General features: G+C 42.8%; 14 protein-coding genes. All 14 read left to right on the forward strand.

The window, feature by feature from the left end; translation table 11 throughout:
- Positions 1-159 precede the first annotated feature (159 nt).
- The 14 genes from accB to spo0A all read left to right on the forward strand — a co-directional run bounded on the left by accB (position 160) and on the right by spo0A (position 14,873).
- Positions 160-672 (forward strand): acetyl-CoA carboxylase biotin carboxyl carrier protein, encoded by a 513-nt coding sequence (gene accB, locus D0469_RS08775; RefSeq protein WP_117326368.1) that lies wholly within the window; start codon positions 160-162, stop codon positions 670-672.
- 14 nt (positions 673-686) lie between these two features.
- Positions 687-2,039, forward strand: coding sequence for an acetyl-CoA carboxylase biotin carboxylase subunit (gene accC, locus D0469_RS08780; RefSeq protein ID WP_117326369.1), 1,353 nt, complete (start codon positions 687-689; stop codon positions 2,037-2,039).
- Positions 2,040-2,064: 25 nt separating this feature from the next.
- On the forward strand, positions 2,065-2,472 hold the full coding sequence (locus tag D0469_RS08785; protein WP_117326370.1) for an Asp23/Gls24 family envelope stress response protein: 408 nt from the start codon (positions 2,065-2,067) through the stop codon (positions 2,470-2,472).
- Between the two features lie 276 nt (positions 2,473-2,748).
- Positions 2,749-3,141, forward strand: coding sequence for a transcription antitermination factor NusB (gene nusB / locus D0469_RS08790; protein WP_117326371.1), 393 nt, complete (start codon positions 2,749-2,751; stop codon positions 3,139-3,141).
- Positions 3,142-3,168: 27 nt separating this feature from the next.
- Positions 3,169-4,020: a bifunctional methylenetetrahydrofolate dehydrogenase/methenyltetrahydrofolate cyclohydrolase FolD gene (gene folD / locus D0469_RS08795; protein WP_117326372.1), complete on the forward strand. Its 852-nt coding sequence runs from the start codon at positions 3,169-3,171 to the stop codon at positions 4,018-4,020.
- A gap of 261 nt (positions 4,021-4,281) precedes the next feature.
- Entirely contained in the window at positions 4,282-5,637 is a 1,356-nt protein-coding gene (gene xseA / locus D0469_RS08800; protein ID WP_117326397.1) for an exodeoxyribonuclease VII large subunit, read from the forward strand.
- On the forward strand, positions 5,630-5,863 hold the full coding sequence (locus D0469_RS08805; protein WP_117326373.1) for an exodeoxyribonuclease VII small subunit: 234 nt from the start codon (positions 5,630-5,632) through the stop codon (positions 5,861-5,863). Before xseA ends, D0469_RS08805 begins: the two co-directional genes overlap by 8 nt.
- Before the next feature lie 2 nt (positions 5,864-5,865).
- On the forward strand, positions 5,866-6,750 hold the full coding sequence (locus D0469_RS08810; protein WP_117326374.1) for a polyprenyl synthetase family protein: 885 nt from the start codon (positions 5,866-5,868) through the stop codon (positions 6,748-6,750).
- Positions 6,751-6,934: 184 nt separating this feature from the next.
- Positions 6,935-8,827, forward strand: coding sequence for a 1-deoxy-D-xylulose-5-phosphate synthase (gene dxs / locus D0469_RS08815; RefSeq protein ID WP_117326375.1), 1,893 nt, complete (start codon positions 6,935-6,937; stop codon positions 8,825-8,827).
- Positions 8,828-8,831: 4 nt separating this feature from the next.
- Positions 8,832-9,677 carry a TlyA family RNA methyltransferase gene (locus D0469_RS08820; RefSeq protein ID WP_117326376.1) on the forward strand — a complete coding sequence of 282 codons (846 nt, stop codon included), beginning with the start codon at positions 8,832-8,834 and terminating at the stop codon, positions 9,675-9,677.
- 318 nt (positions 9,678-9,995) lie between these two features.
- Complete coding sequence (gene ahrC, locus D0469_RS08825; RefSeq protein WP_117326377.1) at positions 9,996-10,445, forward strand: transcriptional regulator AhrC/ArgR; 450 nt, start codon at positions 9,996-9,998, stop codon at positions 10,443-10,445.
- Between the two features lie 15 nt (positions 10,446-10,460).
- Positions 10,461-12,173 carry a DNA repair protein RecN gene (gene recN / locus D0469_RS08830; protein WP_117326378.1) on the forward strand — a complete coding sequence of 571 codons (1,713 nt, stop codon included), beginning with the start codon at positions 10,461-10,463 and terminating at the stop codon, positions 12,171-12,173.
- A gap of 217 nt (positions 12,174-12,390) precedes the next feature.
- The gene (gene spoIVB, locus D0469_RS08835) at positions 12,391-13,677 is read left to right on the forward strand and encodes a SpoIVB peptidase (protein ID WP_117326379.1); all 1,287 of its coding nucleotides are present in this window, start codon (positions 12,391-12,393) and stop codon (positions 13,675-13,677) included.
- A 377-nt stretch (positions 13,678-14,054) separates the two neighbouring features.
- A complete protein-coding gene (gene spo0A, locus D0469_RS08840; protein WP_117326380.1) occupies positions 14,055-14,873 on the forward strand; it encodes a sporulation transcription factor Spo0A in 819 nt (272 codons plus the stop codon).
- Positions 14,874-14,890 lie beyond the last annotated feature (17 nt).

The raw sequence follows: 14,890 nt of genomic DNA on the forward strand, positions 1-14,890 counted from the left end.
TATTTAATAGAGAGTGTTATGATATTGAATTTAGGCAAGAAGTTATCGTATGATATTAGTAGCTCGTCTTAATATAAGGGAGCGGTATTTCGCTCTTACTAAACATATGATTAAGTCTGAAAGCTCATTTTATATTAAACATGAACAAGGGGTGCCAGAATGTTAAAGGTGCAGGAAATCAGAGAGCTTATCAAGCTAGTTGACCAATCAAGCATTAGTGAATTTACCTATGAAGCTGAGGGAACGAAGATTGAGATGAAAAAACCCGGCAGTGTTCAGCCTGTCAGTCCGGCATATCAAGCAGTTCCGGTTCAAGCAGTTCAAACTGAAGCAGTTCCAGCTCCAGTTCAGCCGCAAGCAGCTGCCATTGAGGCGCCTGTTGCTGCTGCAAACGCTGCAGAAGCTGCAAAAACAGAAAAAGCCGAAGAAAACTTACATAAAATTGTTTCTCCTATGGTAGGAACCTTCTATCAATCTTCAACACCTGGCGGAGATGCGTATGTACAGGTTGGCTCAAAGGTAAACAAAGAATCGGTTGTATGCATTGTGGAAGCAATGAAGCTGTTCAACGAAATTGAAGCCGAGGTAAATGGAGAAATCGCAGAAATTCTTGTCAAGGACGGCCAACTAGTGGAATATGGCCAGCCGTTATTTTTGGTTAGGCCTGTATAAGGAGCTGTAGACATATGATTAAAAAGCTACTGATTGCCAACAGAGGGGAAATTGCAGTACGGGTCATCCGTGCCTGCAAGGAAATGGGCATTGAAACCGTCGCCGTCTTTTCCGAAGCGGACAGGGAAGCTCTCCATGTCCAGCTTGCGGATGAAGCGATTTGTATTGGCCCGACAGCCTCAAAAGACAGTTATTTAAATTTCACCAACATTATTAGTGCCGCCAAGCTGACGGGGACTGATGCCATTCATCCAGGTTATGGTTTTTTGGCTGAAAATGCCGACTTCGCGGAGCTTTGCAGGGATTGCAGCATCACTTTTGTTGGTCCGTCCCCGGAAGCCATTTCTAAAATGGGAACAAAAGATGTTGCAAGGGAAACAATGCGCAAAGCCGGAGTTCCGATTGTCCCAGGTTCACAGGGTGTTGTAAAGGATCAGGATGATGCCCTGGCTATCGCCGATGAAATCGGATATCCTGTAATCTTAAAAGCTACGGCTGGCGGCGGAGGAAAAGGAATCAGAATTGCGAAAACACAGGAAGAATTGATAAAAGGGCTGCAGATTACCCAGCAGGAAGCTATGACTGCTTTCGGTAACCCAGGGGTGTATATTGAGAAATATATTGAAGATTTCCGCCATGTGGAGATCCAGGTCATGGCTGATAATCACGGCAATGCTATCCATCTCGGGGAAAGAGACTGCTCGATCCAGCGCCGCCTTCAAAAGTTGCTCGAAGAAACGCCGTCACCCGCCATTGATAGCGAAACAAGGAATGAGATGGGGGAAGCAGCGGTAAAGGCTGCTCTTGCAGTAAATTACTCAGGTGCAGGAACAGTTGAATTTATTTATGATTACAATAACCGCAAGTTTTTTTTCATGGAAATGAACACACGGATTCAGGTAGAGCACCCAGTTACCGAAATGGTAACAGGTGTTGATCTGATCAAAGAACAAATCCGTGTTGCCAACGGTGAGAAGCTTTCACTGTCTCAGGAGGATGTAACATTTAGCGGCTGGGCCATTGAGTGCAGGATAAATGCTGAAAATCCTGAAAAGAATTTCATGCCGTCACCTGGGAAAATTCAAATGTATCTGCCGCCTGGAGGCTACGGTGTCCGTATTGATTCGGCAGCATATCCGGGATATTCTATTCCTCCTTATTATGATTCCATGATTGCCAAAGTGATAACCTATGGGGCAACCCGCGAGGAAGCAATTGAAAAAATGAAGCGGGCGCTGGGAGAATTCATTATTGAAGGAATTCACACGACAATACCGTTCCATCAGAAGCTGCTGGCTCATGAAAAGTTTGTCGAGGGAGAATTTAATACAAAATTCCTTGAAATCTATGATGTAATGAATTCATAATGAAGGGGAAACAGGAGGTGCTCATATGAGTGAAAATCAAATGTTAGAAATGAATGAGAATAATAACGGTATGGGGAAAGTGGAAATTGCTCCGGAAGTTATTGAAGTTATTGCTGGTATTGCTGCGGGGGAAATTGAAGGGGTAGCTCAAATGCGAGGCAGTTTTGCCTCAGGAGTGGTAGAACGCCTTGGTAAGAAAAATCACGGAAAAGGCGTAAAGGTAGAATTGACAGAAACCAGCATTAAGGTTGATGTTTATTGTGTTATAAAATTTGGTGTATCTATTCCAAAAGTAGCACAGGAAGTCCAGGATAATATTCGCCAGACTTTACTCAATATGACAGCTTTAGAAGCAGATGAAGTAAATATTCATGTTGTAGGTGTTCAATTCGAAAACGGCAAACAAGAAGTAGAGATTGAGCAGGAGGTATAAGTCCTGCTGCGGTAGCGGTTATCAAATACCTATAATGCAAAGCCTCTGTTTTCGCGATTGGCGGACAGAGGTTTTTCTTTTTGCCGAAAAGGAAAGAATGGTAAGGAGGGATTATTTTCGAAACATCAAAGAAGCAAAATATTTATAAGTAAAACTGTTTTTAATTGAATTTTACAAAAATAAACATAAAAACTTAATAATTATGAAAGACTTACCTAAAATGTTCGTTTTATGCTATTATCTTCATATCAAAAGGAAACGTAAAGGAGCCACGCTATGAAAAGAAGAACAGCGCGCGAAAAAGCATTACAGGCATTATTTCAAATGGAAATAGGAAAAGCCGACATTGGAGATGCCATGGATAGCGTTTTGGATGGACAAGCCAAAGACGAGTATTTTGAGTTTTTGGTGAAGGGCTCTGTAGAAAATAAGGAACAAATTGATACTATCCTTCGCGATAATCTTGAGAATTGGAAGCTTGAACGTCTGGGCAATATTGACAGAAACCTGCTTCGCTTGTCTGTTTTTGAAATGATGAACAACGAAGAGGTTCCTGTAAAAGTGGTTATGGACGAAGCCATTGAAATTGCCAAAGTTTTTGGTGATGATCAATCAAGCAAATTCGTCAATGCGGTACTGTCCAAGGTTAAGGAAGAACTAAAAAAATAATAGACAATTACAGGGAGGAAGTTGAGGATGGCAGCTAAAATAATTGATGGTTCTGAAATTGCTCGTAAGGTTAGAACTGAAATCGCGGCTGAAGTGGCCGAGCTTAAGGGGAAAGGTGTTACACCTGGGCTTGCAGTAATACTGGTTGGTGATAATCAGGCCTCCCAAACATATGTGAAGATGAAGGAAAAAGCTTGTGAGGAGCTCGGAATGCACTCCGTGATGGCAAAGTATCCCTCTTCACTTTCTCAGCAAGAACTGCTTAACAAGATTACCGAACTAAACGAGGATAACACCATTCATGGAATTTTGGTTCAGCTTCCATTACCAAATCATATTGATGAAAAAGCAATAATTGAAGCAATATCTCCTGAAAAAGATGTCGACGGGTTCCATCCAATCAACATTGGCCGGTTAATGACCGGACAGGATACACTCTATCCATGTACACCATATGGGGTTATGGTGATGCTGCAGTATATCGGCTGTGAGATAGAGGGAAAGCATGTCGTGGTGGTAGGCAGGAGCAATATTGTGGGTAAGCCGGTCGGACAGTTATTTTTAAATGAAAATGCAACGGTTACATATTGTCATTCTAAGACTAAGGATTTAAAAAGCTTTACAACTCAAGCTGACATTCTGGTTGTTGCTGTTGGCCGCAATGATACAATCACAGCAGAACATGTGAAGCAAGGTGCCGTAGTCATCGATGTAGGCATGAACCGGAATGAAGAAGGTAAACTGTGCGGCGATGTTTCGTTTGATGAAGTTAAGCAGGTTGCTTCCTATATCACACCTGTTCCAAAAGGTGTCGGTCCGATGACAATCACCATGCTGATGCATAACACGCTAAAAGCAGCAAAAAAGTCGGCGAAATAAACAGAAAGTATTAAAATGTTACCAAATCATTTAAACAAAGCTGTATCCTTGTTTATAATAGCAGGGTACAGCTTTTTTATTAAGATAAGGGATAGCTTATAAGCAAGTTTAGATGTCTAGCTCCAGCGCCCAGCCCCGACGCACAGGACGTGCTGGTGCCGACGGTGCCACAGGATGTGGCCGAACTTAGTCGACGTTCCTTTTTCAGGGCGCTTGCGCTTTTCTATTAGCTTCCATTCTGAAACAACAAAGGAGCTTTTTATGAACGATCAAAAATATCTGACAGTCTCCGCTTTAACCAGATATATAAAACGAAAATTCGATGTGGATCCGCATCTTAGGGATATATATTTAAAAGGGGAGATATCCAACTTTAAGCAGCACTCAAGCGGACACATGTATTTTACGCTGAAAGACGAGCGGGCAAGAATACTTGCAGTAATGTTCGCTGCAAATACTGCTAGCCTTAAATTCAAGCCGCAGAATGGCATGAATGTGCTGCTCAGAGGGGACATAACAGTCTATGAACAGAGCGGACAGTATCAAATGTATGTTAAGCAAATGACAACGGATGGTATTGGAGATTTATATATAGCATATGAGCAGCTAAAGAATAGGCTTGAACAGGAAGGCCTTTTTTCGCCGCTGCATAAAGAAAAGCTTCCAAAGTACCCGTCTGCTGTTGGAGTAATTACATCCCCGACGGGAGCGGCATTGCGCGACATTCTTACAACCCTAAAACGAAGATATCCGGTAGCAAAGGTGATTATTTACCCTGCCTTAGTCCAGGGGACAGCTGCTGCAGCATCTGTTGCAAAAGCGATTACGGCAGCTAATCGCCGGCAAGAAACAGATGTTTTAATTGTAGGAAGGGGGGGAGGCTCAATTGAAGAGCTATGGGCTTTTAACGAAGAAGTGGTTGCGAGAGCCATTTTTGAATCTAAAATCCCGATTATCTCCGCGGTCGGCCATGAAACTGATTATACAATAGCCGATTTTGCTGCGGATTTAAGGGCCCCCACTCCGACTGGAGCCGCGGAAATGGCCGTTCCTCACTTAAATGAACTGATGGAACGTCTGCAAAACAGGAAGAACAGGCTGACAAGATCGGTAAGGGAAAAAGCAAATGCCGATGCGGCCAGACTTGCCCGATTGGATCGGTCATATGCTTTCCGTTATCCGCGCCAGATGTATGAGCAAAAGCTTGAGCAGCTTGATCGGGCGATGGAAAGGCTCAAGCGGGAAAGTAAACGCTTTTTTATTAATAAAACCGATATGCTTCAACGGCATGTTACGGCTTTGAAAAAACAGCATCCCCAACAGAGAATTGCTGATGCGGAATCTGTACTAAATAGACAGGAAAGAAGCATCCGAAGGCAAATGGAGCGAATTTTTGCAGAGAAAGCAAAAAGCCTGACACATGCGATCTCTACATTGGATGCCCTTAGCCCCTTGAAAATCATGGAACGGGGATATAGTTTAACTTTTACAGATAATGACACATTGGTTAAAAGTACTGAGCAGGTGAACAAAGGAGATATCATTACAGTTACATTAAGAGATGGAAAAATTAAAGCAGAAGTGAAAGACAAGAGGGAGAGTGCAGTTAATGAGTGAAGAAAATGAACTAACTTTTGAACAGGCGATGTACAAGCTTGAACAAATAGTAGAAAAATTGGAGGACGGAGACGTGCCTCTGGAGGAAGCCATTGCATTTTACAAGCAAGGGATGGATTTATCAAGACTCTGCCACCAAAAGTTAAAAACGGTTGAAGAACAGCTTACAGAAATATTGCGGGAGGATGGAGAACTGGAGAGCTTCATCGTGCAAGAGGAGGAATAGCGATGAATTTCCAATCCTTTTCAGAAACATATAAAAGAGCTCTCGAACAGGAAATGCAGTCCCAGATTTCCAAACTGCATGCCCCTAACTCTTTAAAGGAAGCTATGCTATATTCGCTGGAGGCAGGCGGAAAAAGAATCAGGCCCATGCTGGTATTTGCGGTGCTGGAGGCATTTGGGCAAAACCCTGACAGAGGCATTTCTGTTGCTGCCGCCATTGAAATGATACATACCTATTCGCTGATCCATGATGACCTTCCCAGCATGGATGATGATGATTTGAGGCGAGGCAAGCCGACAAATCATAAAGTTTTTGGAGAAGCGACCGCGATCCTCGCGGGTGATGCTCTTTTGACATACAGCTTTCAGGCTATAGCTGAAATAGATATGGAGGGTGTAACTCCCATGATGCAGCTTGAGCTAATCAAGCTGTTATCCCGTTCGGCAGGTGCTGAAGGAATGGTTGGCGGCCAAATGGCGGACATAGAGGCTGAGGGGAAACATCTGGCTCTCGAGAGTCTGGAATACATTCATAGTAATAAAACAGGCAAGCTCCTTTCTGCCAGTATACTTGCTGGGGCGATCCTGGCAGAAGCCTCCGAAAGGCAGAAAACCTTACTATTGGAATTTTCTCGGCATTTGGGGCTCGCCTTCCAGATACGTGATGATATCCTCGATATTGAAGGTTCACAGGAGAAAATCGGAAAGCCTGTTGGAAGCGATACGGCAAATTCCAAAAGCACGTACCCGGCGTTGCTGTCAATGGACGGGGCCAAGGAAAAACTGAGCATTCACATTGAACAGGCCCTGCTTTCTCTTGCAAAATCAGGCATTAATACTGAATTGCTCGAAGAAGTGACCGAAATGATTGCTGCAAGGGACCATTGATAAAAAATATAGAGTTTGTTTACGAAAGTGTTTTATGCTATAGTGATGGTAAAATTGATAATTGAACCGCCCAAATTGCCCAGCCGTTACCACAATGTGATAGCGGCTGTTTTTTAGCGGAAGGTTTGCGGGGCGCCAAAAGAAAAGGGCCCTGATACAACAGAAAGAAAGCGAGTGATCCTATTTGGATCTTCTATCAATACAAAACCCGACATTTTTAAAGAATTTAAATAATGCACAATTAGAGGAACTCAGCAGTGAGATCAGAAAATTCCTGATTGAAAAATTGTCAGTGACAGGCGGGCATATAGGCCCCAATCTTGGAGTGGTAGAGCTCACAGTTGCATTGCATAAGGAATTTAACAGTCCCGACGATAAAATTATCTGGGATGTTGGCCACCAATCGTATGTGCATAAGATTTTGACCGGACGGGCGGGCGAGTTTGATACACTACGTAAATATCAAGGGCTGTCAGGTTTTCCAAAGCGTGCAGAAAGCGAGCATGATGTCTGGGAAACCGGCCATAGCTCGACATCCCTGTCAGCGGCAATGGGAATGGCAATTGCAAGAGATCTGAAAAAAGAGAAGAGCTACATTCTTCCGGTCATTGGTGATGGTGCGCTTACGGGCGGAATGGCTCTTGAAGCGTTAAATCATATCGGCAGTGAGAAAAAAGATATGATCGTCATCTTGAATGATAACGAAATGTCGATTGCACCTAATGTTGGGGCGCTCCATAACGTTCTGGGAAGGCTAAGGACCGCAGGCAAGTACAATTGGGTCAAGGATGAGCTTGAGTATCTATTGAAGAAAATTCCGGCAGTTGGCGGAAAGCTTGCCTCGACCGCTGAACGGGTAAAAGACAGTTTAAAATATCTGTTCGTTTCCGGTATGTTTTTTGAAGAACTTGGCTTCACGTACCTGGGACCGGTTGATGGACATAATTATGAAGATTTATTTGAAAATCTGCGCTATGCCAAGAAAACCTCTGGCCCGGTTCTGCTGCATGTGATTACAAAAAAGGGGAAAGGCTACAACCCTGCAGAAAGCGATACAATCGGTACATGGCACGGTACTGGCCCTTATAAAATTGAAACTGGGGCTTTTGTGAAACCAGTCAATACCCCGCCAGCCTGGAGCAAGCTGGTCAGTGAAACAGTTCGGGAGCTTGCCCGGGAAGATGAGAGGATCGTGGCGATTACCCCGGCGATGCCTGTCGGCTCCAAGCTGGAGGGTTTTGCGAGTGAATTTCCGGATCGGATGTATGATGTCGGGATTGCCGAAGAGCATGCGGCCACAGTTGCTGCGGGCTTGGCGACCCAGAATATGAAACCGTTTCTTGCGATCTACTCGACCTTTTTGCAGAGAGCATATGACCAGCTGGTACATGACATCACCCGCCAGAACCTCAATGTATTCATTGGAGTTGACCGCGCTGGATTGGTAGGGGCAGATGGAGAGACACACCAGGGAGTATTCGACATTGCGTTTTTAAGGCATTTGCCAAATATGGTTTTGATGATGCCAAAGGATGAAAATGAAGGCCGGAATATGGTGTATACAGCACTTAAATACGATGGCGGGCCAATTGCTATGCGTTTCCCAAGAGGAGAAGGCGTGGGCGTTCAAATTGATGAACAATTTACAAACCTTCCGATCGGTTCTTGGGAAGTATTAAAGGATGGTAAGGATGTTGCCATTCTCACTTTTGGCACAACAATTCCGATGGCGCTGGAAGCTGCAGACATCCTAAACAAACAGGGCATTTCTGTTCGAGTAGTGAATGCACGTTTTATTAAGCCGCTGGATGCAAAAATGCTGAATGAATTATTTCAGCTGAAAATGCCAATTTTAACAATAGAAGAAGCCGTTTTACAGGGCGGGTTTGGCAGTGCTGTCCTAGAATATGCACATGACTGCGGTTTCCATAATGCTGTCATCGACAGATTGGGAATTGCGGACACATTTATTGAACATGGCTCTGTTGATAAGCTTCTGGAAGAAATAGGTCTGACTGTTGAGAATACCGTTCAAAGAATTAAAATGATTTCACCAAAAAAGCAAAAAAGGGCATGACACCATGAAGGTAAAAAAAGAACGACTTGATGTATTACTCGTGGAGCAAGGATTAGCAGAAACGAGGGAAAAAGCTAAAAGAAGCATAATGGCAGGCCAGGTATATGGTAACGAAGAAAGGCTTGATAAACCGGGAGAAAAAGTGCCGGTTGATATCAACCTTACTATCAAAGGCAAAGTGATGCCGTATGTCTCAAGGGGCGGGCTCAAGCTTGAAAAGGCACTTAAAACCTTTGACCTTGAAATAAAGGATAAGATTCTCCTCGATATTGGTTCGTCGACCGGAGGCTTTACGGATTGCGCTCTCCAAAACGGGGCAAAGATGTCTTATGCCCTGGATGTAGGTTATAATCAGCTTGCCTGGAAGCTTCGCCAGGATGAAAGAGTGAAGGTGATGGAGAGGACAAACTTCCGCTATGTAACGCCTGCTGACCTTTCGGGAGAAATGCCGGATTTTGCAAGCATTGATGTGTCATTCATCTCTTTAACCTTGATTTTGCCTGTCCTAAAAACACTCCTTGTTCCGGGAAGCGATGTTGTAGCACTCGTTAAACCCCAATTTGAAGCGGGCAAGGAGCAGGTTGGGAAAAAGGGGATTGTCAGGGAACCGAAAATCCATAAGGGAGTGCTGAATAAGATCATTAGCTTCGCCCAGGGGGAAGGTTTTGACATAAAGGATGCATCGTTTTCACCTATTACAGGTGGAGATGGAAACATTGAGTTTTTACTCCATTTATTCTGGTCCGCCCAAAAACAAACTGGAGAAATCCTTTTAAAACAGTCGGTTGAAGATATTGTAAAAGAAGCCCATGAGCAGCTTAAACAATCCAAAAATGACGATGAAATATAATGAAGACCCCGCCAATTTTATTCATTGGCGGGGTTTGTTCCTTTCATTTAATCAGGAAAGCTCGGAGCATATCTGAAGAGGCACAGGCGTTATCATAGGCCGGCTACCCAATCGAGAACCATTGCCTGAGGTAATTACAGCAATCCCTAATAAAAAGACAAAAAAAGGAAAAAGTAACTAGAAAGGCGAATAGTGTAATAATTAGACGTTTTATGAAGAAAAAAATTGTACAATTGCTATAAATCGGCTACCATTATTTTTGAATATGGCAAAAGCCTGATACAGTATCATTTAATTCTTAAAGAGGTGCTCCTACGGATGAATAAAGGACAACGGCATATTAAAATCAGGGAAATCATTGCGAACAACGATATAGATACGCAGGATGAATTGGTAGATGAATTAAGGAACGCAGGATTCAATGTAACACAAGCAACCGTATCCCGGGATATAAAAGAACTTCATCTCGTTAAAGTACCTCTGATGGATGGAAGATATAAATATAGTCTCCCTGCGGATCAGCGGTTTAATCCGCTGCAAAAGCTGAAACGCTTGCTAGTTGACGCTTTTGTCCGGATTGATTCCGCTAGCCATTTACTTGTAATGAAGACACTTCCGGGAAATGCCCAAGCGATCGGCGCGCTTATCGATAATCTTGACTGGGACGAAATAATGGGAACGATTTGCGGTGACGATACATGCCTGATCATATGCCGTACCCCAGAAGATACAGAGAAAATTACTAATAGATTTTTAGATATGCTCTAAAGGAGAGGACAAGGCTTGTTAACCGAATTGTCGATTAAAAATTTTGCCATTATAGAAGCCCTTTCGATTTCCTTTGAAAAGGGCTTAACCGTTTTAACCGGTGAAACAGGTGCCGGTAAGTCAATCATCATTGATGCAATCCATCTGCTTGTTGGCGGCCGGGGTTCGGCGGAGTTTGTCCGACATGGAGAATCAAAAGCAGAATTAGAAGGTCTGTTTGAAATTGAGGATGAAAACCATCCGATTATGGAGAAGGCTGCAGAATTCGGAATAGAGATAAGCGATGGGATGATTGTGCTGCGAAGGGATTTATCGGTGGCAGGGAAAAGCGTATGCCGGGTAAACGGGAAATTGGTCACAATTGCGGGACTAAGAGAGATCGGCAGCACGCTGATTGATATCCATGGGCAGCATGAGCATCAGGAGTTAATGGACAGCCATCTTCACTTGCCTCTTCTTGATCAATTCGGAGGAGAAAAGCTGGCTGCTTCGCTTTCAGAGTATCAAGTGCTCTATAAAGATTATGATTCAGCATTAAAGCAATTAAACAAACTGAGCCAGGATGAAAAGCAAATGGCTCACAGGCTGGACTTGATTCAGTTTCAGTTTGATGAAATCCAAAAAGCTGATTTGAAACTGAAAGAAGATGAAGAGCTTGCGGAAGAACGAAAGAGAATCAATAATTTTGAAAAGATTTTTGAATCCCTTCAAACGAGCTACGAGGCACTTCGAGGAGATCACCGGGGATTAGATTGGCTATCAGTAGCCATGAACAACCTGCAAGATGCGGCAAGCATTGATGATTCTTTAAAAGGTACGGCTGAGACTGTTTCAAACAGCTATTATATCCTTGAAGACATGATTTCCACAATTAGCGAGCAGCTGGAAAACCTCGAATATGACCCGGTCCGGATTGATGAAATTGAAAGCCGTCTTAATGAAATCAATCAGCTTAAGAGGAAATATGGAAATAATATTGAAGAAATAGTTGAATACGGGGCAAGAATTGAAGAAGAAATAGAAACACTTCAAAACAGGGAAACACATATTGCTAAGCTGCAAACTCAGGTTAAGTCCATAAAGGAAGACCTGCTTGTAGAAGCGAAAAACCTTTCAGAGTTAAGGGTGAAAGCTGCGAAACAGCTCACAAAGCTTATCCATCAGGAATTAAAAGAACTTTACATGGCAAAAACAATATTTAATGTCCATTTTTATAAGACTGGCCAGGAGTATTCTGAATTTGGCAGCCAGGAAATCCTAAAAAATGGACTGGATGAGCTTGAGTTTTATATATCAACTAACCCAGGAGAACCCCTTAAACCGCTATCCAAAATTGCTTCCGGCGGGGAGCTTTCAAGGATCATGCTTGCCCTGAAAAATATATTTTCAAAACACCAGGGAATAACTTCAATTATCTTTGATGAAGTCGACACAGGTGTAAGCGGCAGGGTAGCTCAAGCGATAGCTGAGAAAATTCACAGAGTAGCCGTTCACTCACAGGTTCTGTGTATCTCTCACCTGCCCCAGGTAGCTGCAATGGCCGATACCCACTTATTCATTGCCAAGGAAATAAAAGGCGGAAGAACAAAAACTAGTGTCACACCATTAAATGAACAAGACAAAATAGATGAAATCGGCCGGATGATCTCAGGGGTAGAAATCACGGATTTAACTAAACAGCATGCTAAAGAGCTTCTGGTGCAGGCAAAGTCATTAAAAAAAGGATAGGAACAACTGGATTTTTCACAGTGAAATAAAAAGAAGGGCATGTTCCAGGATCACATCTTCGCTCCTTATTTACACAAAATAGTTTGCTCATTCAATGTAAAGCTATCCAAAAACGGATAGCTTTTATTTTGTGCCACAGTTATAAATGGCTGTTTTGAAGGCTAAATTAAACATGTAGCCATTAGCGAGACCAAAGAGGCGAGGAGAGGTGAATGGATTGAAGTTTATATGGATCAACAGAATCATCGGTGGAATTCTCCTTGTTTCGCTATTATTAGCAGGTCTTTACCAGCCGCTACGTGAATACCTGACCATCCCAGGAAAGATTGTCCTTTTTGAAGGTGAATCCTATAACATCCCTAAAATGCTTCCTGTTACTGCAACGGTAAGTGCAGAACAAAATGTGTCTTTGAATGAGCAAACCAATTTCATTACGTTAGGTGCAGAACAGCCAGGAACAAATGAGCTGCTTTTGGATTTTGCCGGCCTTCCAATTAAAAAAGTTGATGTGGAAGTAATCAAAAATTTCAAAGTAATACCCGGGGGACAATCCATCGGCGTGAAACTCAATACGCTTGGTGTCCTAGTGGTAGGACACCATTTGGTTAAAACAGCAGAAGGGAAAAAGTCACCAGGAGAAATTGCCCATATTAAGGTCGGAGATAGAATAACGGAAATCAATGGAATAAAAATAGAGAAAATGGCGGATGTTTCCCATTTCGTACAGCAGTCAGGAAAAGACAGCAAGCCTCTTCAGCTAGTTATTAATCGAGAAAATGAAGAAATAAAAACAACTTTGCTTCCTTTAAAAGATAAAGATGAAGGTGTATATAAGCTTGGATTGTATATTCGTGACTCAGCTGCCGGGATTGGCACGATGACGTTCTATCATCCCGAGACACGGAAATACGGAGCGCTGGGCCATGTAATTTCCGATATGGATACGAAAAAACCAATCGTTGTAAAAGACGGACAGGTAGTTCGATCCACAGTGACATCGATCGATAAGGGGAGCAATGGTGATCCCGGGGAAAAGCTGGCTAGCTTCTCAGCTAATAGATCGGTGATTGGAGATATTTCCAAAAACAGCCCATTCGGCATTTTTGGAAAACTAAACCAGCAAATTCCTAATGGTGTACTTGATAAACCAATGCCAATTACGTTATCGCATGAAGTGAAGGAAGGCCCTGCTCAGATATTAACTGTGGTCAACGGGTCTGCAGTACAGCCATTTGATATCGAGATAGTCAGTACCATTCCACAAAAATTTCCAGCGACCAAAGGGATGGTTTTAAAGGTTACAGATCCCGAATTGCTTGAAAAAACTGGTGGAATTGTCCAAGGGATGAGCGGAAGTCCTATCATTCAGGACGGAAAACTGATCGGAGCAGTTACTCATGTGTTTGTAAATGATCCTGCCAGCGGATATGGGGTTCACATTGAATGGATGTTGAATGAAGCTGGCATAGATATTTATGAAAAAACGAATGCTAAAGCAAGCTGAAATAAAAAGTTACATCTGTCCTAGACCTTGCCCCTATGGCAAGGTTTTTGTTTCTCCAGAAATAAAGCCCCCCCAATTGGGGACGCCAGCTACGTCCTACTCTTACAGGGGGAGAGCCTACATCGGAACAGCAATGGACAAATACGAAGATGGCGTGAGGGTGTCTGCTCCCGTTTGAATTAAATAATGGCGCATAAATAAAAAGATTATTCGACAAAATTTTGGAAAACGTAAAAAAATAGTCGAAAACATGAGAAAGAAGGAGGAAAATAGAGCGTTTCGGTTATTTTATATAAAAAATCAAAAATTAAAAGGATTTTGGTTCCCATTGTCGAAAAGTTACCTTACAATAGAATTTATAATATTTGGAAAGAAACATGAACGTTCTTGAGGAGGAACCAAGGGTGACTAAAATAAAAGTGTGTGTAGTGGATGATAATAGAGAACTCGTGGGGCTTTTAGGGGAGTATATTGCCTCCCAGGATGATATGGAAGTGGTAGGAGTAGCGCATAATGGACAGGAATGCTTAAATTTGCTTGAGAATATAAGCCCTGATATTTTGCTTCTCGATATCATTATGCCCCACCTGGACGGTCTTGCTGTACTTGAAAAGCTGCGTGAATTAAAAAAAGGCCCTATGCCTAATGTAATTATGCTAACTGCTTTTGGCCAGGAGGATGTTACGAAAAAGGCAGTCGATTTAGGTGCATCCTATTTCATATTAAAACCATTTGATATGGAAAACCTTACAAGTCATATCCGTCAGGTTAGCGGTAAAGCGAGTAGCTTTCCCAAGAAAGCGTCTTCCTTTTCTTTCAGAAGCACCCCAGATAATAAACCGAAGAATCTTGACGCCAGCATTACCAGTATTATCCATGAAATTGGCGTACCAGCACACATAAAGGGCTATTTATACTTAAGAGAAGCTATTTCAATGGTATATAATGACATAGAGCTTCTTGGTTCCATTACAAAAGTGTTATATCCGGATATTGCAAAAAAGTACAATACAACTGCGAGCCGCGTGGAACGCGCGATACGCCACGCTATCGAAGTGGCGTGGAGCAGGGGAAATATAGAATCGATCTCATCACTTTTCGGCTACACAGTGAGCATGTCTAAAGCAAAACCAACAAACTCAGAATTCATCGCGATTGTTGCAGATAAGCTGCGTCTTGAACACAAAGCTTCTTGAAACGGTTAGGGGCGTAG

Source organism: Peribacillus saganii (assembly GCF_003429095.1).
In the GTDB taxonomy this organism is placed as follows: Bacteria; Bacillota; Bacilli; order Bacillales; family DSM-1321; genus Peribacillus; species Peribacillus saganii.